This is a genomic window from Alterotamlana spongicola (assembly GCF_035818475.1).
Lineage (GTDB): Bacteria > Bacteroidota > Bacteroidia > Flavobacteriales > Flavobacteriaceae > Cognatitamlana.
The window spans coordinates 111808-137699 of sequence record NZ_JAYMGV010000005.1; the positions used below are offsets into that span (position 1 = coordinate 111808).

At 34.9% G+C, this 25892-nt stretch carries 24 protein-coding genes; 9 read left to right on the top strand and 15 right to left on the bottom strand.

Annotated elements, in window-relative coordinates:
• Positions 1-16: 16 nt before the first annotated feature.
• The 3 genes from VOI54_RS17095 to mnmE form a co-directional block, all read right to left on the bottom strand.
• Entirely contained in the window at positions 17-304 is a 288-nt protein-coding gene (locus tag VOI54_RS17095) for a helix-turn-helix domain-containing protein (protein ID WP_326284434.1), read from the bottom strand.
• Positions 305-627: 323 nt separating this feature from the next.
• Complete coding sequence (locus VOI54_RS17100) at positions 628-1794, bottom strand: tyrosine-type recombinase/integrase (protein WP_442809405.1); 1167 nt, start codon at positions 1792-1794, stop codon at positions 628-630.
• 160 nt (positions 1795-1954) lie between these two features.
• A complete protein-coding gene (mnmE, locus tag VOI54_RS17105) occupies positions 1955-3355 on the bottom strand; it encodes a tRNA uridine-5-carboxymethylaminomethyl(34) synthesis GTPase MnmE (protein ID WP_326284436.1) in 1401 nt (466 codons plus the stop codon).
• A 241-nt stretch (positions 3356-3596) separates the two neighbouring features.
• Between mnmE and VOI54_RS17110 the strand changes: the two genes are divergently transcribed.
• The gene (locus VOI54_RS17110) at positions 3597-4025 is read left to right on the top strand and encodes a hypothetical protein (RefSeq protein ID WP_326284438.1); all 429 of its coding nucleotides are present in this window, start codon (positions 3597-3599) and stop codon (positions 4023-4025) included.
• Here VOI54_RS17110 and VOI54_RS17115 read toward each other — a convergent pair.
• The 5 genes from VOI54_RS17115 to VOI54_RS17135 all read right to left on the bottom strand — a co-directional run bounded on the left by VOI54_RS17115 (position 4017) and on the right by VOI54_RS17135 (position 8946).
• Positions 4017-4847: a CvfB family protein gene (locus tag VOI54_RS17115; protein WP_326284440.1), complete on the bottom strand. Its 831-nt coding sequence runs from the start codon at positions 4845-4847 to the stop codon at positions 4017-4019. The two genes, VOI54_RS17110 and VOI54_RS17115, sit on opposite strands and share 9 nt — an antisense overlap.
• A 146-nt stretch (positions 4848-4993) precedes the next feature.
• Positions 4994-5332: a DUF2853 family protein gene (locus VOI54_RS17120; RefSeq protein WP_326284442.1), complete on the bottom strand. Its 339-nt coding sequence runs from the start codon at positions 5330-5332 to the stop codon at positions 4994-4996.
• 98 nt (positions 5333-5430) lie between these two features.
• Positions 5431-7191 carry a 2-succinyl-5-enolpyruvyl-6-hydroxy-3-cyclohexene-1-carboxylate synthase gene (gene menD, locus VOI54_RS17125; RefSeq protein WP_326284444.1) on the bottom strand — a complete coding sequence of 587 codons (1761 nt, stop codon included), beginning with the start codon at positions 7189-7191 and terminating at the stop codon, positions 5431-5433.
• Positions 7192-7399: 208 nt separating this feature from the next.
• Positions 7400-8515, bottom strand: a complete 1116-nt coding sequence (locus tag VOI54_RS17130) for a chorismate-binding protein (protein ID WP_326284445.1) — start codon at positions 8513-8515, stop codon at positions 7400-7402.
• 5 nt (positions 8516-8520) lie between these two features.
• Complete coding sequence (locus tag VOI54_RS17135) at positions 8521-8946, bottom strand: PaaI family thioesterase (RefSeq protein WP_326284447.1); 426 nt, start codon at positions 8944-8946, stop codon at positions 8521-8523.
• A gap of 139 nt (positions 8947-9085) precedes the next feature.
• Between VOI54_RS17135 and VOI54_RS17140 the strand changes: the two genes are divergently transcribed.
• Positions 9086-9964 carry an AraC family transcriptional regulator gene (locus VOI54_RS17140; protein ID WP_326284449.1) on the top strand — a complete coding sequence of 293 codons (879 nt, stop codon included), beginning with the start codon at positions 9086-9088 and terminating at the stop codon, positions 9962-9964.
• Positions 9965-10102: 138 nt separating this feature from the next.
• Here VOI54_RS17140 and VOI54_RS17145 read toward each other — a convergent pair whose 3' ends face one another.
• On the bottom strand, positions 10103-10771 hold the full coding sequence (locus VOI54_RS17145) for a hypothetical protein (protein ID WP_326284451.1): 669 nt from the start codon (positions 10769-10771) through the stop codon (positions 10103-10105).
• Between the two features lie 76 nt (positions 10772-10847).
• Positions 10848-11735, bottom strand: a complete 888-nt coding sequence (locus VOI54_RS17150) for an NHL repeat-containing protein (protein ID WP_326284453.1) — start codon at positions 11733-11735, stop codon at positions 10848-10850.
• A 210-nt stretch (positions 11736-11945) separates the two neighbouring features.
• Here VOI54_RS17150 and VOI54_RS17155 point away from each other — a divergent pair, with 210 nt between their 5' ends.
• Complete coding sequence (locus tag VOI54_RS17155; protein WP_326284455.1) at positions 11946-12308, top strand: YfiM family lipoprotein; 363 nt, start codon at positions 11946-11948, stop codon at positions 12306-12308.
• Here VOI54_RS17155 and VOI54_RS17160 read toward each other — a convergent pair.
• From VOI54_RS17160 to VOI54_RS17170, 3 genes are all read right to left on the bottom strand, one after another.
• Positions 12301-13248: an NAD(P)H-dependent flavin oxidoreductase gene (locus VOI54_RS17160; protein WP_326284456.1), complete on the bottom strand. Its 948-nt coding sequence runs from the start codon at positions 13246-13248 to the stop codon at positions 12301-12303. The genes VOI54_RS17155 and VOI54_RS17160 overlap by 8 nt on opposite strands.
• A gap of 58 nt (positions 13249-13306) precedes the next feature.
• Positions 13307-14536 carry a class I SAM-dependent rRNA methyltransferase gene (locus VOI54_RS17165; protein WP_326284458.1) on the bottom strand — a complete coding sequence of 410 codons (1230 nt, stop codon included), beginning with the start codon at positions 14534-14536 and terminating at the stop codon, positions 13307-13309.
• 138 nt (positions 14537-14674) lie between these two features.
• Positions 14675-15187 carry a lipocalin family protein gene (locus tag VOI54_RS17170; protein ID WP_326284460.1) on the bottom strand — a complete coding sequence of 171 codons (513 nt, stop codon included), beginning with the start codon at positions 15185-15187 and terminating at the stop codon, positions 14675-14677.
• Between the two features lie 468 nt (positions 15188-15655).
• Here VOI54_RS17170 and VOI54_RS17175 point away from each other — a divergent pair, with 468 nt between their 5' ends.
• On the top strand, positions 15656-17257 hold the full coding sequence (locus VOI54_RS17175) for a T9SS type A sorting domain-containing protein (protein WP_326284462.1): 1602 nt from the start codon (positions 15656-15658) through the stop codon (positions 17255-17257).
• A 74-nt stretch (positions 17258-17331) separates the two neighbouring features.
• On the opposite strand, the gene dnaK is transcribed toward VOI54_RS17175, so the two are convergent.
• Positions 17332-19242, bottom strand: coding sequence for a molecular chaperone DnaK (gene dnaK, locus VOI54_RS17180; protein ID WP_326284464.1), 1911 nt, complete (start codon positions 19240-19242; stop codon positions 17332-17334).
• A gap of 374 nt (positions 19243-19616) precedes the next feature.
• Between dnaK and VOI54_RS17185 the strand changes: the two genes are divergently transcribed.
• Both VOI54_RS17185 and VOI54_RS17190 read left to right on the top strand, forming a co-directional pair.
• The gene (locus tag VOI54_RS17185; RefSeq protein WP_326284466.1) at positions 19617-21038 is read left to right on the top strand and encodes an L-serine ammonia-lyase; all 1422 of its coding nucleotides are present in this window, start codon (positions 19617-19619) and stop codon (positions 21036-21038) included.
• A gap of 183 nt (positions 21039-21221) precedes the next feature.
• Entirely contained in the window at positions 21222-22295 is a 1074-nt protein-coding gene (locus VOI54_RS17190) for a BamA/TamA family outer membrane protein (protein WP_326284467.1), read from the top strand.
• Here the strand turns inward: VOI54_RS17190 and VOI54_RS17195 are convergent.
• The gene (locus VOI54_RS17195) at positions 22292-22747 is read right to left on the bottom strand and encodes a nuclear transport factor 2 family protein (RefSeq protein ID WP_326284468.1); all 456 of its coding nucleotides are present in this window, start codon (positions 22745-22747) and stop codon (positions 22292-22294) included. The two genes, VOI54_RS17190 and VOI54_RS17195, sit on opposite strands and share 4 nt — an antisense overlap.
• Positions 22748-22863: 116 nt before the next feature.
• Between VOI54_RS17195 and panB the strand changes: the two genes are divergently transcribed.
• The 3 genes from panB (at position 22864) to VOI54_RS17210 (ending at position 25891) form a co-directional block, all read left to right on the top strand.
• The gene (gene panB / locus VOI54_RS17200) at positions 22864-23682 is read left to right on the top strand and encodes a 3-methyl-2-oxobutanoate hydroxymethyltransferase (protein ID WP_326284470.1); all 819 of its coding nucleotides are present in this window, start codon (positions 22864-22866) and stop codon (positions 23680-23682) included.
• Between the two features lie 101 nt (positions 23683-23783).
• Positions 23784-24482 (top strand): RluA family pseudouridine synthase, encoded by a 699-nt coding sequence (locus VOI54_RS17205; RefSeq protein WP_326284472.1) that lies wholly within the window; start codon positions 23784-23786, stop codon positions 24480-24482.
• Between the two features lie 29 nt (positions 24483-24511).
• Positions 24512-25891 (top strand): aldehyde dehydrogenase, encoded by a 1380-nt coding sequence (locus VOI54_RS17210; protein WP_326284473.1) that lies wholly within the window; start codon positions 24512-24514, stop codon positions 25889-25891.
• Position 25892: the final 1 nt, after the last annotated feature.

Sequence of the window (25892 nt, forward strand, 5' to 3'; positions counted from 1 at the left end):
TTTCTTATGGATACCCTTATCTTAATTTATTGCGATTGGTATAAATCAAGGCTTCTGCTTCGAGCTCCTGTTTTGATTTCCGGTTGTTTTGGAGTAACCAATCCACCAGTTTTTTCTTCTCAAAAAAGAGCATTTTGCCATTGGGCTTGGAGTGCGGAATCTTGCCGGAAGATGTTAGTTTATAGAGATAACTCCTTGATATACCTGTATAATCGCAGGTCTCATCAAAGGTCAATACTTCCTTATGGCCTATGAGCAGTTTTTCTAAACGATCTAATCGTTCAAGAATTAATAAATTGTCCATTCTAATTTGTTTTAAAGTTTATAAAATGAACAAAAGCGCTTTTGTTTTTCCCTTTTGGGTGTTTGGAAATAAAAGTATAAAAATAGGATAATGAAAGAAGAAACTAGCTTTATTAGTTATTCACAAAATACTTATATACAACAATTTAACTTAATTTAAGATAAATTTCATTACAATAATAAACTATAATTTTTTATGAAATTATTTGATACCATTTGGCTATAATATAAATTGCTCTAAAGTCTGATATTTAGACTGTTTTTGAGTTATTAACAATAGAAACGGTAAAGAATTAATTTTTCTACTCTAAGGAACGGCTATTTTCATTCTACCCCATCTAATTCCAGTTCTAATTTTTGAATCAAATTAGCAGCTTCCTTCATTTTCTTGTCTATGATTTTGGCATATATTTCTGTGGTTCTAATTTCTTTGTGTCCCAATCGCTTAGAAACCGTATAAATATCTGCTCCATTTTCCAAAAGCAAGACTGCATTTGTATGCCTAGCTGAATGAAATGTAATATGTTTAGTTATACCTGCAAACATACACCATCGCAATAATTGAAGATTCATATGAGCACTATAACGAAGTCCTTTAAATACGCGTGCTTTAGAATCTTGCCTTTTCCCCAAGAGCTCTCTTGCTTGTTCAGATATATACAAGTATTCAACACCATCCGTTTTCTTTTGTTGAAATACAATACGGTAAATGTCATTTCCTGAATTATCTATCCCCTCTTCTCGTACCTCAGACCATTTTAGTTTATTAACATCAGACCACCGAATCCCTGTCAGAGCTGAAAAAAGAAAGGCACGCTTTAGCAAAGGAATAGAACACCGCGTTTCAGCTAATTTTTGAAGCTCATCAGAGGTAAGATATTCTCTCGTCGATTCACCCATTGTGAACCCTTTAACTTTTTTGATTAGATTTTCTTTTAAATAACCTTCATCAAACGCGGCATTTAAACAAGCTTTGAATTTATTAAAGTAAGTGTGCTTAGTATTTTGCGATAATCTTTTTTTACTTTTAGTAACAGCAACCGTATCGAGATATTTCCTAAACCCTTTAATAAAATCTACGTCAACATCATTAAAGGTAATATGTTCTGGACAATATTTCTCTAAGTGTTTTTGAGCAGCATCCCAATTATCATAGTTACCCTTGGTTTGATAACGTTCTTCTTTCTTCATTTCATAAAAATCCAATAATGTTGTCTTACCCTTATGGGTATTTTGGATTTTAAATTTTCCTTGATAAATATCTGCTTGTCTTATTGCCAATATTTGTTTAGCTAATTCAAGTTTCTCTTTGTTCTTTTTCTTTTCATCAGCAGATATTGGGTTCTCAATCAAATAAAGTTGTAAGTACTCATAATCTCTGAGATGTCTTATTTTACCATTAGCTAGGGTTTTGAAGCCTTTATAATATTCGATATAAAGACTTTGCTTTCCCGACTTTAATTTTTTCTTTCTTAGATGAGCTTTTATCATTGCGACACAAATTTTTGTGTCTCGGCATTTTTGAGACACACATGAGACACAAAAAAGTACTAAAAATGAGATATAAAAAGAAATTATAAACCAAAAAGTTTTCAACAACAATTTGATTTACAACTAATTAACACCAAATAGCATCAAATAAAATTACTGTCTATTTGCCAATACAAAAATTAGCAAAAATATTGCCTAACAGATCATCATTAGATATCTCGCCTGTTATTTCTCCAAAATAATACAGGGCCTGACGGATGTCTATGGCTAATAAATCACCCGACAATCCGGTGTCTAATCCTTCTTTTACTTTAGCAACTTCTTCCAGTGCTTTTAACAAGGCATCATAATGTCTGGTATTGGTAACTATGGTATCATTATTTCTTAAGGCCCCTGTATTTACAAAGCCTAACAGGGTGTTTTTAAGTGCTTCAACCCCTTTCTTGGTTTTGGCAGAAATAAGTTTGATATCCTTAATACTCGCTGTAAGCTCATGCAGCTCTTTTTCTGAAATAGCGTCAATTTTATTAGCAATAACCACCAGAGGTTTTTGGGGGTATTTGTTCTTAATTTTTTCTATTTCAATTGCTATGGCTTCAATAGATGATTTTTGGGCAAAAATGGATTCGGCATCAAATAAATAGATAATTACCTGTGCCTGGTCAATCTTCTCAAAGGTCTTTTTAATACCTATACTTTCTACAACATCTTGAGTATCTCTTATACCTGCTGTATCTATAAACCTAAAACCTATACCTCCAATAGATATTTCATCTTCTATAGCGTCTCTGGTGGTTCCTGCTATATCAGATACTATAGCGCGTTCTTCGTTTAACAAAGCGTTCAGCAAGGTTGATTTCCCCACATTGGGTTCTCCTACAATAGCCACGGGAATACCATTTTTAATAACGTTCCCAACAGCAAACGAGTCTACCAATCGTTTTAGAACCAACATAATACGATCTATGAGATCTTTAAACTGGGTCCGATCAGCAAACTCCACATCTTCCTCCGCAAAATCAAGCTCCAATTCTATAAGAGACGCAAAGTTTAAAAGCTCTTCTCGGAGCTTAGCAATTTCAGATGAAAAACCGCCTCGCATCTGCTTCATAGCAATTTGATGGCTGGCCTCATTATCACTTGAAATAAGGTCTGCCACGGCTTCTGCCTGTGACAGGTCTAATTTTCCGTTTAAAAACGCACGTAAGGTAAACTCTCCGGCCGTGGCCATTCTACAGCCTTTTCTAAGAAACAATTGAATGATTTCCTGTTGTATATAACTGGAGCCATGACATGATATTTCAATAACATCTTCTCCTGTATAAGAATTTGGATTTCTAAAGACCGATACCAATACCTCATCAATAGTTCTGTTATCATCCATGATGTGCCCCAAATGGATGGTATGCGTTTTTTGATCATCAAGCTTTTTTTTACTTGTAACAGATTGAAAGCATTGGTCTGCAATCTCTACCGCAGTTTTCCCGGATAATCTAATTACTGCAATAGCTCCGGCCCCTGATGGAGTAGCTAATGCCACTATGGTATCTTCATTAATCATAAGACAAAAATACTAAAATTGAAGGGTCTATCCCCCATCCTGTAAAAGATTCGTAATACATCTTATACTAATATGATAATATCTTTAAAGCCTATGATTAACAATTTATTAACGTCCGTTATATCTATTTTAATGTAATTTTGCCAATCATTTTAGTCTTGATCAGTTAAGGCCATTGAACCATAATTATAACTTCTAACCAATTAAAAAACGACATAAGAAGTATATAATTTAGTTTAAGATGAAAACCATTGAATCTGTTTTTTCAAACCATGTTGTAAAATCAACAAACAAAGCGTTGGGTGACGTATTTTATTTTAGCCATTTTGCAATTATAGAGTTTAATGAAGGGGTACATATTGATATTCATAATTCTACTGGGATCCTGGATGACCTGATTGACTATTTTGGTGTTTCCAGGCCTTTTGGCATTATATCCAATCGTATAAACTCCTATTCAGTGGATATTCTGGATGCCAAATCTATTGTTAATAAAATTGAAAATTTACATACTTATGCTGTAGTAGCACATGATCTAGCCAGTCAAATGAGTGCTGAAATTGAACGCTCATTTTGTCTTTCTGAAAACATTATATACAGTTGTTTAGATGAAGCTATTTACAAGGTGTACGATAAAGTAAAAGGTGAAATGATAACCTACTCAGACTAAATAAATACCATCCGGTTTAATCTCAATTTGACGTTTTTTATATAAAGTCCCAACAGCTTTTTTAAAGTTCTTCTTACTCATTTGAAGGCGATCTTTTATGGCATCCGGACTTGATTTGTCCGTAAGGTTTAAATAACCACTATTATCCTGGAGCTCTTGTACTATACGCATTGCATTAGGCTCTATATTGCGATATCCTACCTGTCCCAGAGTGATATCTAATTTATTACCGGGACGAATTTTATTAACGATCCCTTTTAGTTTATCTCCAACACTGATATCCTTGAAAATATTGTCCTTATAAATTAAACCTGAATGTGTTTTATTCACTATAACATTCATACCGATATCAGATGGATGCGATACTATTAAATCTACTTCATCAAACAGTTTAACTGTTAGCGTTTTATTATCTAAAAACCTGTTGGTTTTACTTGATGCTACTAACCTGTTTGTTTTTTCATCTAAATAACAGTGTACCAAATACCAACCTCCCGGTTTCATTTTAAAAGCTTGTTCTTTAAATGGGCAAAATAGTTCTTTAACCAGGCCCCAATCTAAAAACGCGCCATAATCTGTTATTTGATTACAACGTAATAAGGCAAAATCATCACGCCTTATATAGGGGATGTCTGTTGTGGCTACCGGACGTTCCTCATTATCCAAATACACAAAAACATCCAGCTTATCCCATATCTTAAATGATTCCGGTACATACCTGTTGGGAAGTAAAACCTCATTATCTTCATCATCTATTAAATATACACCATGATTCGATTCGCGAAGTATTTCAAGTGTATTGACCTGTCCTAATTTTATCATGATGCAAAGGTAATGATATTAAAGAAAGTTGACTTTATAGATGGTCATAAAAACCATATTGAAATTGTAGCTCAATACCTGTAAATTCAGAGCAAAAAAAAACGCTACTTGATGTAGCGTTATTATATTATAAACCTATATAGGTTTTAGTATGCTGATTCCTTACCAAAATGCTTAGTCAGTAAATAATAAACAACAGCTCTGTATTTATTTCTGTTTGATTGACCATACTGCTCCATAACTGCTGCAATACCTTTGTCTAAATCAGCACTATCACTTAATCCTAATTTTTTAATCAAGAAATTACTTTTTACAGTTGCTAATTCTGATTCGTCAGAACCAGAAACAGTTGAAGAGTCTGCATTATATATTGATGGGCCACAACCAATTGTAACTTTAGTTAGTAAATCCATATCTGCCTCAACTCCACATTTGTCTTTTAAATCTGCAGCGTATTTTGCAATAAGTTCATCTCTTTTACTCATAATGATTGTCCTTTTAATGTGTTTGTAAAATATTTAATAATAACTGTTTTTAAAGATAACTAAATTTAAGACACACCACTTACGGAAAAGTCACATTATTATTTAATAAATTCAAAATATTTTAGAAGCACACTGTCGTTCATTTCTTTGGGTGTAAATATCTCCAATAACCCGGGAGATCTATCTTCTGAATAAAACGATTGTAACGCAAAGTCCAAATCCTCTTCATTGGAAACAGCATGGTATACAAACCCATACATCTCACACAAATGCTTAGCCGAAAACTTATGATTGGTTTCAAAATAGGTATTGAAATTCTCAGTATTTTTATGTCCCGGTAAAATCCTAAAAATCCCACCTCCCTGATTGTTAATCACTATAATCCTGAAGTTATTTGGAATATGGTTATTCCACAATGCATTACTGTCATACAAAAAGCTCAAATCCCCGGTAATAAAAACGGTGGGCTTCTTTCTTGATACAGCGCAACCAATGGCCGTAGAAGTGCTTCCGTCTATACCACTGGTACCTCTATTGCAATACACTTCCAGCGTATTGTTAATTTCAAATAATTGTGTGTATCTAATTGCTGAGCTATTACCAACCTGTAAAATGTGATGATCCGGAACAGATTTCAACACTTTATTAAATACCATAAAATCTGAAAAGGGAATTTGCTCTGCATAACGCTTATGCTTTTGTAATCGCCTTTGTTTTACTTTAATCCACTCAGCTTTATACACGCTTTTTGAAGCGTTTAAAACATTAGGTAAAAAGGCTTCAAAAAATTGATTCGGATCGGCTTTAATATGCTTAGTTAAACTAAAGAATGTATCATTAGCCTTTTTAGGATCAATATGCCAATGGCTTTTTGGTCGGTATTTGCGCAAAAGCTGTTTTATCTTTTTTGAAACAATTAAACCCCCAAAAGTCACCAATACTTCTGGCTGCAAATCTTCTTGCCCGGCCTCAGTTAACGGTGCTATGAGTTGGTCTATATTTGGGAAAAAACCAGAGTGGTACAAATTTGAAGTGGTTTCTGTTAATACTATAACACTAGCATCTTCTGCCAATTTATCAAGCCACTTTCTTTCTATTTGATCCGGGTAATTAACACCTACTAAAATCATTTTTTTTGAAGCAGCATGCCACTCCTCTAAACAGGATTCTAAAATATAATCTTCAATATCTGAGGTTTCTGCCTCAGTATCAACAGTCTTTGGGGACACACTTAATGTGTTAACCCTATCGTACAGGGGCTCATCAAAAGGGATATTTATATGTACAGGGCCTTTATCTATAATTGCTGCATTAATAGCCTTATTAATATATTCTTCGTTATACGTTTGAATATCCTTTTGCAAACCCAGTAAACGTTCAACCTTATTTTCCAGGTTCTTTAAAATGGGCAAGTCCTCCCCTTCTAAAGTGTTTTTGGCTTCTTTTATATCCAACTTCAGGTTAGCCGAAAATAGAATATGATTTTCAAAAACATGTTTTTGATTTATGGTTTGTCCATCTCCAACGCCTATTAAATGTTTAGGCCGGTCTGCCGATAAAACAACTAACGGAATATTACTATAAAACGCCTCAGCCACAGCCGGGTAATAATTTAGTAATGCACTACCTGAGGTACATACAACTGCCGTAGGTTCTTGTGTCTGCTGAGCAATACCTAAAGCGAAAAATGCAGCACATCGCTCATCAATTATACTGTAACATTTAAAATAGTCATCATGTGTGAAACCTATAGTCAAAGGTGCATTTCTACTTCCGGGAGAAATTATTATATGCTTTATCCCCTTTAGTTTACACAACTGAATTACAGTTTGCGCAAGAGGAATTTTAGGGTAAGTCATTAAAAATGAATTGCTTAGAATAAAATACTACATAGTTAATTCTACAACCTGTTCAAGGGTAATTGAGACTTTCAATATTTAGTAACTCTTTTAGTATCTAAATACATCTCAGCTAAACCCTTCAATAAACAACTATTACGTGTTTTTTCAAGTTTAAAATTACTATTTCAATATTCAAAAATAAGAAATAGGGCGTTAATTAAATGCGTTATAAAACATTTTTAATCACTAAAGATTTTGAAACCGTTTCCTGCCATTCTTTTTCCGGAACAGAACTTTGTGTAATGCCTCCTCCTATATAAATTATAGCCTGTTGGTCTTTAAGTTGCATACAGCGTAAATTAACGTAAAGCTGTGTGCTTTTTCTGGTCATTGCATAGGCTCTGTTTTCAATATTTCGCCTACCTGACCTGGACTCTGAAACAGTCTCAAAATTCAATTCTCCTAAAAAACCGGTATAAAATTCACGGTCATAGTTTTCATGGTTTAAGATAAATGTTTTGGCCTCAGTTTTTGGTAACCCACACACCGCCGGCGTAGGATGCAGAGCTTCTATCACCTGCTTTAATGGGGTATCAAACTTTAAACGGGCAGAGATTATAGTCTTTAAGTGTATGAGATTACCTGCCTTTACTGTTTTTACACCCGAAACTTCATAGTCCTCAACCAAAGGCTTTAGGTTATCAACTATAAAATCTGTTACAAACTGTTGTTCCTGTTTTTCTTTATCTTCCCAATTGGCATTTAAACTCCCCTTATAGTCTTGTGTTCCTGCCAGAGACATTATAGAAAAACGCCGCCCTTCTACCTTAATTAATGTTTCTGGTGTAGCCCCTAACCATAGCCCTACTTTTGGATGATACCAGCAATATACGAATGCAGATTTATAGGTATTTAAAAGCCTTTTAAAAATAGCAACAGGGTCAGTTTCTGAAAGATTTACGGCTTCTTTTCTGGACAAAACAACCTTTTTTAAGTTTGAATTTTTAATGGCTTCAACGCCTTGTTTCACCAGGTTAATATGATAGGCTTTGGAATCTGATAAACTTAAATCTGAGAGTTCCGGTGTCTTAATTGTACCTGATGGGGAAAATACTGTTGAAAGAACTTTAGAGTTTTTTTCCGGTATTAAGACTGTTTTTTCAGCATGACTAAACGGTGAAAACACAAAACCTCTTTCAGTAAAATCTTTTATAAAAAATAATTCATCTGTATCCTGAAACATACCATTAACCTTTGATTCAGTGGGTTTTCTATACGTTACAAATGGTAAGTGCTTGTTGTAATGTATTGTAACAAACTCAAAAAAATCTTCTGATGTCATGTATTCTATTTCGATTTTGGCAGTGCAATAGTAGTTAATTTACACAACGAAATCAAATTATCATGATCATCTGTAACTCTTATCTCTAATAGTTGAGTTGTTCTACCTTTATGCAAATAGGTGGCTTTGGCATATACAAATCCAGCTCTAACACTTTTTAGATGATTTGCAGAAATCTCTATTCCTCTAATGAATACTTTGCCCAAATCTGATAAAATTTCTGCAGCAAAACTTCCCATTGTTTCAGCTAAAGCAACAGTTGCGCCGCCATGAAGCACGCCATCTGGTTGATGTACTTTTGAGGTTACAGGCATTTTACCTAACACAAAATCATCTCCAAAATCAATGATCTCAATATCTAAAGTCTCCATTAAAGTATTTTTGCAAATTGCATTGGCTTTGGCCAAAACATCTTCTCTTGATAATGCCATTAAAAAACTCATTTTTAAAATTCGTCCTGTAAAAATACAAAACGATTGGAACATAAACTTTAAGAACCCCCAAACTCAGCAAGATTGGAAAAGTGATTATCTTAGTTTCAGGATATATTTGTGGCACTAATACATAACAATGACAACTAAACAAAGTAACAGAGCGCTTTACGAACAAAAACTAAATGTTATTATTGAATATATCAATACTAATTTAGATCGTAAAATAGATCTAAAAACGCTTGCTGAGATCTCACATGTTTCACCGTTTCATTTTCACCGTATTAGTAGGGCCTTATTAGGAGAGCCCATTGGCAGATATATTTCCAGAACGCGACTGGAAGCTGCTGCTAAGATGATAAGATATTCCGCTTTAGATATTGAAGCTATTGCATTTAGTATAGGGTATGAAACCCCTTCATCCTTATCAAAAGCTTTCAAAATACATTTTGGGGTATCACCTTCGTCCTATCGAAAAAATAAATCATTCACAATCAAAACATCGAACATTATGAAAACCATGCCTAGTACAGATCAAAAGTTAAATATAAAAAAGCCAAAAATTCAAACCGTTGAAGATAAGCAATGCTTGTATTACCGCATGCAAGGTGCATACCAATCCCTTGATTATTCAGGGGCCTGGGAAAAACTTTGGAATCAGGTCAAGGAGCAAAAGTTATTTACAAAGGGCATTCAACATTTTGGCTTACCCTATGATGACCCAAAAGTTACCGACGAGACTAAAATTAGATATGATGCTTGCTTAATCATTCATAAAAATGCAAAACCGGTAGGTGATGTCGGTGTTAAAACCTTAAAAGGGGGTAAATTTGCTGTGTTTTTATATCAAGGGTCTTACAAACATTTTGAAGCGGTATATAATTATATTTTTAACGATTGGCTTTTAAATAATGACTATGAACTGCGTGATGAACCTGTTAGAGAGCGGTATATTAGTCATCCAGAACGTATTGCAGAAGAGAAGCTTAAAACCGAATTTTACATTCCTGTAAAATAAGTTGCTCATAAAAGAATACATATCATAAAGGGTTTTTAACGCCTATATGCTATATATAATATAAAAACTACCGTTTTAAAACCAAAAACATTTTAAAACGGTAGCTATATCTTTAAAGTTTTATGTTTGTACCACTAACTATTTAAATTGACCTAAGACTTTTTTAGCATAGGGTCCGGCAACGGCCGAAGCTGAAGCTGGATCTGTTATTTTTGAGGATACTACAGCAACAAGCTGTTTGTTATCATCTCTATCTAAGTCATAGATTACCGTTTCCAGTTTATAAATATCAGATTCATAAGTTCTTTGTGAACGCGGCATGTATGTCCCTCCTATACCATATGGCGAGTAAAACGTTCCGTAATAACGGCCAAAACCACCATAATGCCCATAGTGTAGCGGATAATATCCTCCAGCAACATATCCTCCGGTTTCACTGGTTATAACTTCTGTTTTTACATCCTTTACAACCGTTAAAACAATGGCTTCAAACCCATCTTTTTTCAATTTACTGACCTGGTTGCCAATTTCGTCATCAGATACTTTCTTATTTAACTTTATAGAAGGATATTGTACATAACTGGCAATGGCATTCATACCATTTTTTTGAAGTTTATTAGCTATTTCCTGCTCAAAAAGCTGCCTGGACGCCAGGTCGTCCATTCTGGCCATAACTAAAATCTTATCACTCTTTACTGAACTGATATCCGGAGCTTTCCAGGTATCAATTACTCTAATGGAAGGTCCACAGTTATAAAAAATGACAGTCAATAAAATGATTGCTGCAAATTGCAATTTCTTTTTCATGTTTGTTTGTTTTAAATTTAATATAAACTTAATAAAATATATGCTCAAAAAAATGGTTTTAACATAATAATAATAACTAATTATTTACTCGATATGCCATAACTCTATTATGAAAAAAAGTAGGCACTAAAAGTGTTTTGGTTTCCGGAATATAATCAATATCAGCAGCATAAACAGATTGATCTTTAGTATCTAAAAGCTTAGTTTTAGTCCAGTTTTCAGCAAATATATAGTACACCTCCCCTTTCCAATTTGAAACTATAAAATCGTCATTTTCAAGCCTGACAATACCATCGCCATGCCCTATATCTTCCGTTAATATTTTGATTCTATTATCTTTAAAATCATAGTGTCCAAAATTATGATTTCCCGAATCAATAAAATACAGGCCTTCTTTTTGAGCTAAAAGTCCATTAAGTCTTCCCTCTCCCACTTTGACAACCTCACTAATGTTACCGTTTTCTAATTTATATATTATGCTAGTTCCGGAGCCGGAACTAAACACCATGCCATTATCGGCAACCGTAATATCATTTAATTGTGGATTTCCTCCTACCTTATACCGGTTTAAAATGTGCTGTTCCTTAATATCAATCTCAACTATTTCGTCAATATCATTGACATACAGCTTACCTTTTGAAATTCCCATTCCCTTAGGTGCATTCAATCCTTCTATCCATTTTAACCGTATGATCTCACCATTGGTGTTCATAGTTGATATAAAACCATTACCATCCTTTTGCCAGGGGTTATTATTAATATTGGACACATAAATTACATGAGCCTCTTTATCATAAAGCACACTTTCGCAGGTTGTTAAAACAGAATCTGTCTCCCAGACAAGTTCTAATCCCGGTGTTTTAATATTTTCTATGGTTTTTAATTTGGCCTTAGATGCTTTTTTTCCACACGACATCAAAATACAAATAGACAGACAACAGATAGCAATAGATTTGTAACTCATTTTAATCAGTTTATGGTTATAATAGGTCGTTAAAAATACTAACCCAATTATACAATTTATTTAGTTTCTCTAAATATTTAGAAATTTCACCCAACTAATTTAGTTCAAAATCAAACACTTAAACGTATAAAAACTAAATAAAGTCGAAAATTTAGTTCATATAAATTCATAAGGTATACATTTAAGAATCATAACCAGCCATTTTAAAATATGAAAGCGTTTTACTTTTTTGTAGCCCTATACCTGACATGTACCAGTTTAAGTCAAGCTCAATTTATTTCAAATGACGGCGAATATCATTTTGCCGCAGGAGCACTAATATCCGGAGCAACTTATGCTATCGTTTATACTTCTACTAAAAATAAAAAGAAAGCGTTTTGGTATAGTTTGGGAGCATCAACCCTTGCCGGTGTGGCAAAAGAAGTCCTGGACAGTCAAAAAGAATATAATAAGTTTGATGCTGCCGATGTAGCCGCTACAACTTTGGGAGGGTTAACCGTTAGTTTAACGTTAGAATTACTTGTTGGAAAAAGAAAAAAAAGAAAGGAAGCCAATATAGCTTTGGTTAATTAATCAGTTTTTTAATAATGTCCTTTGTGGGTAATATGGCTTTAGTATATTCAATGCTTGGACCTGCAACCCATACCGTTTTATATGTCGCTTTAGTTGCTGCATGCTTTGTAGCGTGCATTCCAATAGCAAACCTGATCATCTTAACCCATTTTTTTAACCTTCTGTTCTTATTTAACAGGTGCTCAACCCAGGTTGCCTTTGTTCCTATTTTTTGAACATAGGGTGTATTGATTACAGTACAAGGTGTTCCCGAAATGCGTTCGGTCATTACAATATCACCTGCCCCATAGTCAACACAGGCCTGTTTATATGCTTCTGTTACTGAAGCTTCTTCTGAGGCAATAAACGGACTTCCTACCGAAACGCCTTCGGCACCATATTCTATCATTTTATCTATATCAGCTTTACACCCTACGCCACCGGCAGAAATAATTGGAATATTACAATTTAAACTTAATGTTCTTATTAAATCTTCGGGCGATTTATCTCCTCTATGCCCTCCTGCTTTATTATTTACTGCTATAACAGCATCAGCTCCCAATGCTTCAACTTTTTTGGCAAATTTTAAATCAACCACATCACAAAAAACTTTTATTCCGGATTTATGAGCCTGATTAATGGTCTCTTCAGGACTCCCCAAAGATGTAATTATAAAGTCACAGCCTTCTTCACAAATCACCTCCAATTGCCCTTTATATTTAGTGTTAGATTTATTAACTATAAGATTAAATCCAAAAGAACCACCAGTAACTTTAGCTGCTTTTAATTCTTTGATTGCTGATCTTAAACCATCTAAGGTTCTGTAATTTAGTGCCGGAACACAGCCCGCAATACCGCTTTTCATAGCTTCAGTTACCATAGCTGTGTTAGATACCAAAAACATGGGGGCCTGAATAATAGGGTATTTTATTTGAAGAAGGTCTGTAAGTTTAGTTTGCATGAAAAATAACTTAGTACACAAATATAATAAATATTATGCATGCATAAGAAAATACTTTTTAACCAGAGAAACGATAATATCCACATTTTAAGTAAGCCCCTTCTGGAAAACTAACAGGATGATCAACATCATGCCCGGTTTTCAAAACCAAATTGCAGCTTCTTTTTACTGAGGTCAAAATCTTATCATTAATATCAAAAAAGTCTTGTGCTAATACCCTTGAGGAGCAGGAAGCCAATACCAACAAACCATTTTTTGCGGTTAACTGCTCCCCCAGTTTAGCTAACTGAGCATATTTTTTTTTAGCCAATACTATTTCAGAGGCTTGTTTGGCAAAACTGGGAGGGTCAATTACAACCACATCAAAAGTGATCTTATTTTTAATTAGTTCTTCCAATTCTTTAAAAGCATCGCCTGCAATGGTTTTATGGATTCCGCTATAGGTATTTAATTTACCATTTTGAACAGCTATATCCAAAGCTTGCTTGCTTATATCCAAGCTCGTCACTTCTTTGGCTCCATTATATAAGGCATGGACCGAAAAGCCACCGGCATATGAAAATACATCCAGCACCGTTTTTCCCTTACTCCATACTCCAACTTGTTTTCTGTTGGCCCTATGGTCTAAAAAATATCCTGTTTTATGGCCCTTTATAACATTAGCAGAAAAATTAACACCATGTTCTACAAACCTAACCACCTCATTGTTTAAGCTACCATAAACCACATCTCCATTTTTTAATTGATGTAATTTTGATTGTTCTAAACCTCTGCTTAACCTCATAACAATGGTTTCAACTCCTGTCACATCCTGTAATATGGGCATAATGATTTCCAAATAATGCAACCAGATTTCAGAATATAATTTCACCACCAAAACCGAAGCGTATACATCGGCAATTAATCCCGGAAAGCCATCGTTTTCTCCAAATAACAAGCGGTAACTATTTGTATTGGTTTCTAATAACCCGGTACGTTTTATAAATGCTTCTTCTATTTGCTTTTGAAAAAAACCAGCGTTGATCTCAACTTTTTGAGTTCCGCTGTGCAACATTTTTATGCGGATTGGAGAATTTGCATCATATAACCCCAAACCGGTTACCCGATTTTTGTTTTTACTAAAAACAATGGCTAAATCACCGGATTTGGCATCTTCATTTATCTTGGTGATATTATTTGAGAATACCCAGGGATGTCCTTTTAACACAAATTGCTCACCTTTAGCGTTCAGCTTAACAGCCAAGCGCTTTGGAGCATAGTTAGATTTAATTTTAGATGAAAATCCCATAAGTTCAATAACTATCGCTCAAAAGTATAGGTTTTAATACAATTAAAGAATTTTTTAAAAAACTATACTTCAAATAAGGATTAAAAAGGGCTGATTTAAAAAATGATTGAGTTCCTAAATTTAAAATTTTAGAAATCTTTACATTTTCTCAAAGTAAACTATAGCGTCTATATCAGAGATTATGGTAGCACCGGCTTGTGATAAATCTTCTTGACGTTTTATAGATAAGACTAATGAATTTTCTGTTAATTCATCTATTTTCATTTTCCCAACTTCTCCATTCGATTCTGTTATGAGTTCATTATTAACCATTTCCCATGTTCCATCACTCACAGATTTCAAATCGGAAATATTTTGAACTGTGGTTTGCCCTAAAACAACGGATGTAACTTTTAGGCTAAACGAACCTTCAGATATCATGACATTAGGATTTTCTTTAAAAGTAATTGTATTATTCATATCATACGCCTCACCTGTAAAATCAGTAGATAAGGTTTGGCTCTGCACTTCAGTAACGGTTACTCCTGAATATAAATAATCCACCATCTTCCAAGTACCTACAATATCACTAGATTCATTAGAAACTTTTTCATTAGAACAAGACGTAAGGGCAATTAAAAATGCAACGAATAATAGCTTAGATTTTTTCATAAATCACAACGGGTTTATCGTACAATAGTAATAAGAAAAAACACAATAAGAAAGTGAAATCAAATAAATATTTACCCCCTTTTGTTAATACTAATTTCATGGGATATGCACCTAATAAAAAGTCTAACAAATAAAAAAGCGCAACCCTATAAATGATTGCGCTTATATAAAAAATTAAGCTCTGTTTATTTAACTTCTTCGAAATCTACATCTACATCTTCAATATCACTTCCTTCATTTGCCTGTCCGTTAGAACCTGCCCGGTCCAAGTTGTGCTCCACCGACTTGCTGTACTTCAGCCTGTGCCTTATACATTTCTTCACTCTCCACTTTCCAGGCTTCATTGATCTTATCAAGCACCATCAATACCAACTTTTTAGCTATTAGAGAACTTGAAGTATTTTTGAAGTACCTCCATTTTTATGAATATGGACTAATTTAGCTCCATCCAAATATATCTTGACATTTATGATGACATTTTTTTTATTAGGCCATAAACGATCATTAAAAAAAACCTTCCCTTTTTTGTTCATAGTTATCAACCTTTTTCAAGGGGTTTATGCACAGACTGATGATGAAATCATTGAAGAGCTGTTCTATAATTCATATCTGGTTTATAAAAAATTACGACATGCCAATGGTTTATATTATAATTCACTGGATTTAAACGGGGTTCTGGATAACAGAGGAGCTAATGCGGTTACAGGCTTTGGTTTGACCGGTTTATGTGTAGCTCACGCCATGGGATGGGAACCAAATGCTGAAACTTTAGCACTTGAAACACTTCAAAGCGTCAACGGAAATAACAGTGCCTATCCTTCTGTAAAATTAGCGACAAACGCCAAAGGTGTAACGGAGCATTTCTATGTTATCACTACCGGTGAGGACATATGGTTAAATACAGAAAGCTATAGTCCTATAGATCATGATTTACTAGTAGCAGGGGTCATATTTGCAAAAAATTATTTTAACACTAATGCGGCTTTGGTACAAGAGGCCGATATTTTAATCAATGCCCTAAATCAGGAAGATTTTTTTGGAGACATTAGTTCCGGACAAGTAGCATTAGGAATGAAAACAGACGGTACTCCTAACGGAAATTATACAAAACCCTATAGTGAATACATGCTCATTAATTATATAGCTAAAGAATTAAATGTTAGTGCCGCCTCTACGCAATTTTGGAATTTGCACTATGCCACGACCTCAAATTTGCAAAAACGAAGTTATGGGGGCTATAATCTGTTGACCACCAATACCGGAGGTTTTCTATCAAGCTTTATTCACTCATTTAACTTTATTACCATTCACGATTTTTCCAACAGTTCAGAATATTTGTCCTTTATGGAAAACGCTGCCTATGCAGATATCTCCTGGTGGAGTGATCAAACCTCAATTTCACCGGAATCCTACGAATGGGGTACCGGAGCTGGTACAACCTTTAATGATACAGACTATGGTTCATATCATGCTGATAAAATAAGGCCCAATGGGTCTGACCTTCAAAACAAACAGCTTATTGTTTCTCCCCATATTATTGCTGGTTTTGCCCCTGTAATACCAGACAGAGCTAAAGCAGATTTAATAGCTATTTGGAAACATGTACCAAAGGCCAGGTTTAATATTGGAGACGGAAAAGAAGTATTATGGAGATACAGTTTTAAATACCCCAATTGGGATGCTACCAGGATCTCGGGTGTTGATTTTGCAAGCATGTATTTGGGATTGGCATCATTGCCCCAGTTTTTAGGATTAGAGTTTTTTAATACCTATAATGATTTTAATCACTATAATTCGTTAAGTATCAATACCATTGAAAATTCTTACAAACATTTCAGTTTTAAAATGTTTCCTAATCCATTAAAAGGAAACCAATTTAATTTATCGATTAGAAACCATGTTGGCCCTACCCAAGTTGATATTTATGACACTCTGGGCAAAAAGATATATAGTCAGGCCATTGACTCCAATACTTTAACTATTAACACCTACAGTCTATCACCTAATGTCTACTATATCAAATTGATGAATCAGGGTCATATACTAACAAAAAAATTAGTTATACAATAAAAAAACGCAACCATAAATGGTTGCGTTTTTTTATTTCACTTTTTCGAGACCTATACTCGACTTCGCTCTGTATATTACTTGACTTCTTCGAAGTCTACGTCCTCAACATCACTGCCTTCATTTGCCTGTCCGTTAGAACCTGCATCCGGTCCAGGTTGTGCTCCACCGTCTTGTTGTGCTTCAGCCTGTGCCTTATACATTTCTTCGCTTGCCACTTTCCAGGCTTCATTGATCTTATCAAGAGCCGGTGCAATTACTGCCAAGTCTTTAGACTCATAAGCTTTCTTCAACTCTTCTAAGGCTTCCTCTATTGGTTTTTTCTTATCATCTGATAATTTATCACCAAACTCCTCCAATTGCTTTTCAGTTTGGAAAATCATAGAATCTGCCTCGTTTAATTTTTGAGCTTGCTCGGCAGCTGCTTTATCTGCTTCAGCATTAGCTTCGGCATCAGCTTTCATTTTCTCAATTTCTTCTTCTGTTAATCCTGAAGAGGCTTCAATTCTAATATCTTGCTTCTTACCGGTAGCCTTATCTTCTGCAGATACTTTTATAATACCGTTGGCATCAATATCAAAAATTACTTCAATTTGAGGTGTACCACGCCTTGCTGGTGGAATACCATCCAAATGGAATCGGCCAATAGTTTTATTATCTGCCGCCATAGCTCTTTCTCCCTGTAATACATGAATCTCTACTGAAGGCTGGTTATCTGCTGCTGTTGAGAATACCTGTGATTTCTTAGTAGGAATAGTAGTATTGGCTTCTATAAGCTTAGTAAATACATTACCCATAGTTTCAATACCAAGAGATAAAGGGGTTACATCTAAAAGTAATACATCCTTAACATCTCCTGTTAAAACACCTCCTTGAATACCGGCACCTAGAGAGACTACCTCATCAGGATTTACTCCTTTACTTGGTGTTTTTCCAAAGAATTTTTCAACCGCAGCCTGTACTGCAGGAATACGTGTAGAACCTCCTACCAATATCACTTCGTCTATATCACTTTTACTTAAGCCTGCTGCTTTTAAAGCCGACTCACATGGAGCAATAGTACGTTTTACTAAATCGTCAATTAATTGTTCAAATTTAGATTTTGTTAAAGTACGTACTAAGTGTTTTGGTCCACTAGCCGTTGCTGTAATATAAGGTAAGTTAATTTCTGTTTGTGCTGAAGATGATAATTCAATTTTAGCTTTTTCAGCAGCTTCTTTTAAACGTTGAAGCGACATTGGGTCTTTTCTTAGATCCATGTTTTCTTCAGCATTAAACTCATCTGCCAACCAGTTAATGATTTTCTCATCAACATCATCACCACCTAAGTGTGTATCACCATCAGTAGATAATACTTCAAATACACCATCTCCTAATTCTAAGATAGATACATCATGAGTACCACCACCAAAGTCAAATACTACAATCTTTTGGTCTGTACCTTTTTTATCTAAACCATAAGCTAATGCCGCAGCAGTAGGCTCATTGATAATTCTTTCTACTTTTAATCCTGCAATTTCTCCAGCTTCTTTAGTAGCCTGACGTTGGGAATCATTAAAATAAGCTGGCACTGTAATTACTGCACGACTTACATCTGTTCCTAAATAATCCTCAGCAGTTTTCTTCATTTTTTGAAGAATCATAGCCGATAATTCTTGTGGCGTATATAAACGTCCTTCAATATCTACTCTAGGGGTATCGTTATCTCCTTTTACAACTTTATATGGTACACGTTCTGCTTCTTTTTGAGATTCAGAATATTTATTCCCCATAAAACGCTTAATAGAATAAACCGTTTTTGTAGGGTTTGTCACTGCCTGACGTTTTGCTGGATCACCAACTTTGATTTCTCCGCCTTCAACAAAGGCAATTACAGAAGGGGTTGTTCTTTTTCCTTCTGCATTAGGAATTACAACAGGTTCATTACCTTCCATTACAGAAACGCAAGAGTTGGTTGTTCCTAAATCTATTCCAATAATTTTACTCATAATTGTTTATTTATCTTGTTGAATGTTCATTTTTAAATTCGATTTGTATAAGTCAATCATTATGCCAAGGCAAAAAGTATGACACAGTGTCATATTATATTCAATTTACGGTCATAGTCGCAGTTTATAGACATTTATCAGACTCATTATTTATTATTTTTTTGGGTGCATCCCTGTTGGGCCGGGCTTTCGGCAGTCGCTCCCTCCTTCTGTCGGGGAGCTTCAACAAATGCCTCAATCCCTTGCACAATTAACCGCAACATTAATAACACTAAGCAATCTTTATTTATAAATCACAACTTTGCCCCTGGGGTCTTTGCGAGCATAAAAAAACAATATATATTTGCTCAACTATAACGATTGCGTAATCTATTATGGAGTGTATTTCTGTTTTTGATATGTTAAAGATTGGTATTGGACCTTCCAGTTCACATACTCTGGGCCCGTGGCGGGCAGCTGAACGCTGGATTTTAGAGCTAAAAGCTTCTAATCAATTTGAATATGTTGAAAACATATCTGTAGACCTTTACGGCTCATTATCCCTTACAGGAAAAGGACATGCCACAGATTATGCGGTAATGTTGGGGCTAAGCGGTTGCGATCCGGAAACCATGCCAACCAATGATATAGATAAAATCATCAGCTCAATTAAAGCTCAAAATAAAATAGCTTTTAATAATGAGAAGCCCTTAACATTTGATCCAAAAACAGCCATTGTTTTCAACAGGCAGTTTTTACCATTCCACTCAAATGCAATGACTTTTACTGCTACTATAGCCGGTAAAGCATATAAATCAACCTTCTATTCTATTGGTGGAGGGTTTGTAATTAAAGAAGAGTCAAATAATTCAAAAAAGAATTTTGAAATAAAATGTTCTTTTCCTTATCCTATTGAAAAAGGTACGGACCTACTTCAATTTTGCAATACACTAAACAAGCCCATATCTGATGTTGTTCTGGAAAATGAAAAGTCCATTCGTACAGAAGCTAATATAAACAGCGAACTAAAACGCATTTGGGATACCATGCTGGAATGTATGTTTGTTGGCTGTCATACTGAAGGTAAACTCCCGGGAGGCTTGAATGTTAGACGCCGGGCTTTTGACATTCATCAAAACTTAAAAGGCTCATCTCCATATAAAACTCCGGTAGAATGGGTCTACTCCATAAGGAACACCGAGGTTAAATTCAGACAAATCCTAAAATGGGTAAGCTGCTTTGCTTTGGCCGTTAACGAAGTCAATGCTTCATTAGGACGTGTAGTTACAGCACCAACAAACGGAAGTGCCGGTGTTATTCCTGCTGTTCTTATGTATTATTTGGTCATAGAAAATCACGATGGTAACTTTGAGGATATTAAACGGTTTTTACTGGTCGCCGGAGAAATAGGAAGTATCTTTAAAAAGGGAGCCACCATTAGTGCTGCTATGGGTGGTTGTCAGGCAGAAATAGGCGTATCTTCAGCTATGGCTGCCGGGGCCTTATGTGAGCTTTTAGGCGGAACACCCGAACAGGTTTTGGTTGCTTCTGAAATTGCTATGGAGCATCATCTAGGTTTAACCTGCGATCCTATTGGAGGCCTTGTACAAATACCATGTATAGAGCGTAATGCCATGGGGGCTATAAAAGCCATTAACGCAGCAGAACTGGCATTAGACACTGCTCCGGAACATGTTAAAGTTCCCTTAGATAAAGTGGTAGCAACCATGTGGGAAACTGCCAAAGATATGCATACTAAATATAAAGAAACCAGCGAAGGTGGTCTGGCTATAGGTGTTAACCTTACAGATTGTTAGAATACAGCTATATTTCAGACATCATTCGTTTTTATTTATCATTCTAATTTTCGGTATCACACAATCTAGTAAAGTTATTATTTAGGAGTTTTCACTTTCAATGCTCCTCAATAAAAAAATGATATATGTTTAATAATAATTAAAAACATAGTATATTAACGGTTAAAACAATTCAACTTACAAATGAGAGCAAATATAATAGCCACGTTATTCTTAACATTCTGTTTTACTATTGGTTATACTCAGGAATCTAAAAACACTACTCAAACGGACTCTGTAGAAGACAAAAAAATAGACTTTAAGGTCATGCCATTTATAAACTACAACAGAAATCTGGATTTTATGTTTGGAGCTGTTCCTATGGTAATGTACAAACTAGATAAAAATGATCAGGTTTCCCCAAAATCCTTATCAGGAATAGCAGCTGCATATACTACAAATGATTCTCATCTTATAGCTTTTTTTAACAGATGGTTTTTTAAAGAAGATTCCTGGCGAGCCGTCTTTTATGCTGTAACCGGTAATTTTAATTCACAAATGTTTTTAGATGGCGGTGGAGGACAGGATTTTTATAACTTTGGAACAGATGCCACCATTATTAGTGCAACCCTAAGAAGAAAACTAGTTAATAAACTGTATGGTGGAGTAGCCTATACTTTTGGTAATTATAAAACCGAATTTGAAAATGACGTTCAGCCGGCCACAACAACGCGTACTCATAGTCTTGAACTTAACATGTTATACGATTCCAGAAATGCCATCTACTACCCTACCGGCGGAGTAAATTCACAATTACGATTCCTTTCTTTTCCGGAATGGTTTGGTAATGAGGTAAGTGCTACTAAATTTTTCACAGAATACAACACCTATTTTTCAACAAGGAATGAAAATGATGTTATTGCTGCCAGGGTTTCAGGGAAATTTGGCCTGGGGGATATTGCCTTTGAACAGCAAGAAACTATTGGAGGAAAGGATATAAGAGGATATTCGCAAGAGAAATACAGAGGTGATGGTATACTGGCGTTACAAGGCGAGTACCGGTATAATTTTAGCGAAAAAATGGGACTGGTTGGTTTTGCCGGTATAGCAACTATTTATGGTTCTCCGGTTGAAGATTTTGACTGGAAGGCTTATCCAGGTGTTGGGGTTGGTTACCGCTACGCTGCATTTAAGAATGTTAAATTTAATATTGGAATTGACGCCGCTGTAGGTAAGGATGATTGGGGTATCTATTTTAGATTAGGGGAAGCCTTTTAATTACAGTCTTTTCTGCGCCTGGTGTCTATTAAATAAATAATACGCCATTGTTCACCTTCTTTAAACAGTTGAAACGAGTTAACACCGCAATGGCTAAATTCATCATTCAGCCAAAATTCATAAGGCGTCCAGGCATTGGCCATATTTCCATCAACCTGAATATTGTAATCCAATAAACGCTCATCCCATTTTTGTTTATCAGGTCTTTGAGCTATTGCATGTATCAATGTATTTGGCATATCAGTAACCAAAATATCCTTTCCTTCTTTGTTTCTATAAGCCGTTTGTAAAATTATTTTATCAGACATCACAGATTTCATCAAGGCTGTATCCCCTTTATGAAATCCTTCAAAAAAAATATCAACAGTCTTTTTTACTTTCAATTTTTCATCAGTTTGTGCAAATAATGTAGAGGTAATTAGAAATGCCAAATAAATTATGATACGTGCCATAGGGTAGTTTTTTTTTAAAAATAACTGATATCTAAATACGTAGAAGCACTTTAAAGAAAAGTTTAACAGTATCTGCTTTATTTAGTATTTTTACGTGCTAATCAAACTCATTAAAAATGTCAGTAGCCAAAAAAGAATACAAACGTGTTACCGTTAAAACCTTAGTAGATATGAAAGCTAATGGTGAGAAGATCTCTATGCTTACCGCTTATGATTATACCATGGCTAAAATTGTTGACGGAGCCGGTGTAGATGTTATTCTTGTAGGGGATTCTGCAAGTAACGTTATGGCAGGACATGAAACCACCTTACCTATCACCTTAGATCAAATGATATATCATGCGTCTTCTGTGGTACGTGCTATATACCGTGCACTAATTGTTGTTGACTTACCCTTTGGAAGCTATCAAAGTGACCCCAAAGAAGCTTTGAGGTCGGCCATTAGAATTATGAAAGAAAGTGGTGCACATTCCGTAAAATTAGAAGGCGGCAAGGAAGTCAAAGAATCTATAAAGCGTATTTTAAATGCTGGAATTCCTGTTATGGGGCACTTGGGCTTAACCCCACAATCTATCTATAAATTTGGAACCTATACAGTTCGTGCCAAAGAAGAGGAAGAAGCTAATCGCCTTATTCAAGATGCAAAAATGTTAGAACGCATAGGGTGTTTTGCTGTAGTTTTAGAAAAAATCCCGGCAAAATTAGCCAAACAAGTGGCAGATAGTGTTAGGATTCCAATTATAGGTATTGGTGCCGGCCCGGATGTAGACGGACAGGTTTTAGTTTTACACGATATGCTTGGTATGACCCATGAATTCAATCCCAGATTCTTACGTAGATACTTGCATTTGTATGATGATATGACCAATGCCATTTCTCAATATGTTGATGACGTAAAAACCAAGGATTTCCCTAATAATAGTGAGCAGTATTAATAGTTATTAGTAAAAGAATTTGTAATTGATGATAAAAAATCAATTTGCATTAATGACTATTTCCAAATTCAGGTCTATATAAAAAACCTCGAAATTTAAGCATGTCCAAAACTTTATCTAACAAATCTAATCTTCAGGTTCTTTATGAAGACAACCATATAATAGTTGTTAACAAACGTGCTGGAGATATTGTACAGGGAGACAAAACTGGTGACAAACCTTTAAGTGATGTTGTAAAAGATTATATTAAAGCTAAATATAACAAACCCGGGAATGTGTATTTAGGTACGGTACACCGGTTAGACAGGCCTACAACAGGATTGGTTATTTTTGCTAAGACCAGTAAAGTACTTCCCAGGCTCAACAAATTATTTTTATCAAAAGCTATTCATAAAACATATTGGGCTATTGTAAAAAAACAACCTCCTAAACCAGAAGACACATTAGTACATTGGTTAAAAAAAGACTCTAAAAGCAACAAGTCTAAAGCCTATTTTAATGAAGTTTCAAATAGCAAAAAGGCTATTCTTCACTATAAAATAATTACAAAACTTGATAATTATTACTTATTAGAAGTTAATTTAGAAACAGGAAGACACCATCAAATACGTGCACAATTGTCTACCATAGGATGCCCTATCAAAGGGGATTTAAAATATGGGTTTAACCGTAGTAACAAAGATGCCAGTATTCATTTGCATGCAAAACAAATTGAGTTTATACATCCGGTTAAAAAAGAACCTGTCTCAGTTAACGCTCCATTACCAAATGATACCATATGGAATGCTTGTTTGATATAATTTAAATATATTTATAAAAACACATTTTATTGGATACTATAGCACACATCATTAAAAACCAACGTGAGTTTTTTAAGACTCAACAGACCAAAACAATTTCGTATAGGTTAACGTTTTTAAAATCGCTTAAACAGGAAATAGAAAACAATGAACAACTCATTTTTGATGCCCTGAAAAAAGATTTTAAAAAATCAGCGTTTGAATCTTACTTGAGTGAGGTGGGAATGGTACTTTCTGAGCTTAATCTGGTTATTAAAAAACTTAAAGTCTGGGCAAAACCTAAACGTGTAAGAGCCTCGTTATTAACGTTTCCGTCAAAAGATTATATTTATAAAGAGCCTTATGGCACTGTTTTGGTTATTGCACCGTGGAACTACCCCTTTTTGTTAGCTATAGAGCCTGTTATTATGGCCATAGCAGCAGGGAATACTGTGGTTTTAAAACCCAGTGAATTAACTCCTAATACATCAAAAATACTAACCCAAATTATACAAAATGCATATCCTGAAACACTGGTAGCGGTTATTGAAGGTGGTGTTGAAATGGCTACCGATTTACTGGCTCAAAAATGGGATTTTATTTTCTTTACCGGTAGTACTAAAGTTGGTAAAATAGTTGCTGCTGCTGCTGCTAAACATTTAACTCCGGTTGTTCTTGAACTAGGGGGAAAATCACCATGCATTATAGACGACACCGTTAACCTAAAATTGGTAGCAAGAAGATTGGTTTGGGGGAAATTTTTTAACGGCGGGCAAACCTGTATTGCTGCTGATTATGTTATTGCAAAATCTAACGTTAAAGATCAACTCATTAAAGCCTTAGAAGTTGAAATAATTAAACGTTATGGGAATACCCCTAAAACATCACAAGATTTTCCCAGGATCATTAACAGCAAAAACACAAAAAGACTAATAGCACTACTTAAAAATACAAATATCGTTTTTGGAGGTGTAACCGATAAAGATCAGTGTTACATTGCCCCCACAATAGTGGATCAACCAGATCTGGAAAGCCCATTAATGCAAGAAGAAATCTTTGGTCCCGTTTTGCCTATTTTAAGCTATAGCAAAACAGAAGATATAGAACACCTCATTTGGAGCTTGGAAAAACCACTCGCCTTGTATGTGTTTTCAAACAACTCATCATTTGTAAAACAAACCATTAACAAATTCAGTTTTGGTGGCGGTATTGTTAACGATTTACTTATTCATTTTGGAAACCACAGATTACCCTTTGGTGGTGTTGGAGCCAGTGGTATGGGGAATTATCATGGTAAACATGGATATGATGCCTTTTCACATAGCAAATCCATTATGAAACGAGGCAATTGGATTGATCCGTCACTTAGATATCCCCCGTATACAGGCAAACTTAGTTTGCTCAAAAAGGCTTTTAAGTATTTTGGATAAA

Excerpts from the sequence above, each read along its gene's own strand:
- VOI54_RS17145 (WP_326284451.1), bottom strand. The coding sequence starts at position 10,771 with ATGAAAAAGAAATTGCAATTTGCAGCAATCATTTTATTGACTGTCATT.
- VOI54_RS17120 (WP_326284442.1), bottom strand. The coding sequence starts at position 5,332 with ATGAGTAAAAGAGATGAACTTATTGCAAAATACGCTGCAGATTTAAAA.
- VOI54_RS17160 (WP_326284456.1), bottom strand. The coding sequence starts at position 13,248 with ATGCAAACTAAACTTACAGACCTTCTTCAAATAAAATACCCTATTATT.
- VOI54_RS17185 (WP_326284466.1), top strand. The coding sequence starts at position 19,617 with ATGGAGTGTATTTCTGTTTTTGATATGTTAAAGATTGGTATTGGACCT.
- VOI54_RS17165 (WP_326284458.1), bottom strand. The coding sequence starts at position 14,536 with ATGGGATTTTCATCTAAAATTAAATCTAACTATGCTCCAAAGCGCTTG.
- mnmE (WP_326284436.1), bottom strand. The coding sequence starts at position 3,355 with ATGATTAATGAAGATACCATAGTGGCATTAGCTACTCCATCAGGGGCC.
- VOI54_RS17195 (WP_326284468.1), bottom strand. The coding sequence starts at position 22,747 with ATGGCACGTATCATAATTTATTTGGCATTTCTAATTACCTCTACATTA.
- VOI54_RS17190 (WP_326284467.1), top strand. The coding sequence starts at position 21,222 with ATGAGAGCAAATATAATAGCCACGTTATTCTTAACATTCTGTTTTACT.
- VOI54_RS17100 (WP_442809405.1), bottom strand. The coding sequence starts at position 1,794 with ATGATAAAAGCTCATCTAAGAAAGAAAAAATTAAAGTCGGGAAAGCAA.
- VOI54_RS17170 (WP_326284460.1), bottom strand. The coding sequence starts at position 15,187 with ATGAAAAAATCTAAGCTATTATTCGTTGCATTTTTAATTGCCCTTACG.
- dnaK (WP_326284464.1), bottom strand. The coding sequence starts at position 19,242 with ATGAGTAAAATTATTGGAATAGATTTAGGAACAACCAACTCTTGCGTT.
- VOI54_RS17130 (WP_326284445.1), bottom strand. The coding sequence starts at position 8,515 with ATGACATCAGAAGATTTTTTTGAGTTTGTTACAATACATTACAACAAG.
- menD (WP_326284444.1), bottom strand. The coding sequence starts at position 7,191 with ATGACTTACCCTAAAATTCCTCTTGCGCAAACTGTAATTCAGTTGTGT.
- VOI54_RS17175 (WP_326284462.1), top strand. The coding sequence starts at position 15,656 with ATGATGACATTTTTTTTATTAGGCCATAAACGATCATTAAAAAAAACC.
- VOI54_RS17110 (WP_326284438.1), top strand. The coding sequence starts at position 3,597 with ATGAAAACCATTGAATCTGTTTTTTCAAACCATGTTGTAAAATCAACA.
- VOI54_RS17135 (WP_326284447.1), bottom strand. The coding sequence starts at position 8,946 with ATGGCATTATCAAGAGAAGATGTTTTGGCCAAAGCCAATGCAATTTGC.
- VOI54_RS17205 (WP_326284472.1), top strand. The coding sequence starts at position 23,784 with ATGTCCAAAACTTTATCTAACAAATCTAATCTTCAGGTTCTTTATGAA.
- VOI54_RS17150 (WP_326284453.1), bottom strand. The coding sequence starts at position 11,735 with ATGAGTTACAAATCTATTGCTATCTGTTGTCTGTCTATTTGTATTTTG.
- VOI54_RS17115 (WP_326284440.1), bottom strand. The coding sequence starts at position 4,847 with ATGATAAAATTAGGACAGGTCAATACACTTGAAATACTTCGCGAATCG.
- panB (WP_326284470.1), top strand. The coding sequence starts at position 22,864 with ATGTCAGTAGCCAAAAAAGAATACAAACGTGTTACCGTTAAAACCTTA.
- VOI54_RS17140 (WP_326284449.1), top strand. The coding sequence starts at position 9,086 with ATGACAACTAAACAAAGTAACAGAGCGCTTTACGAACAAAAACTAAAT.
- VOI54_RS17155 (WP_326284455.1), top strand. The coding sequence starts at position 11,946 with ATGAAAGCGTTTTACTTTTTTGTAGCCCTATACCTGACATGTACCAGT.
- VOI54_RS17095 (WP_326284434.1), bottom strand. The coding sequence starts at position 304 with ATGGACAATTTATTAATTCTTGAACGATTAGATCGTTTAGAAAAACTG.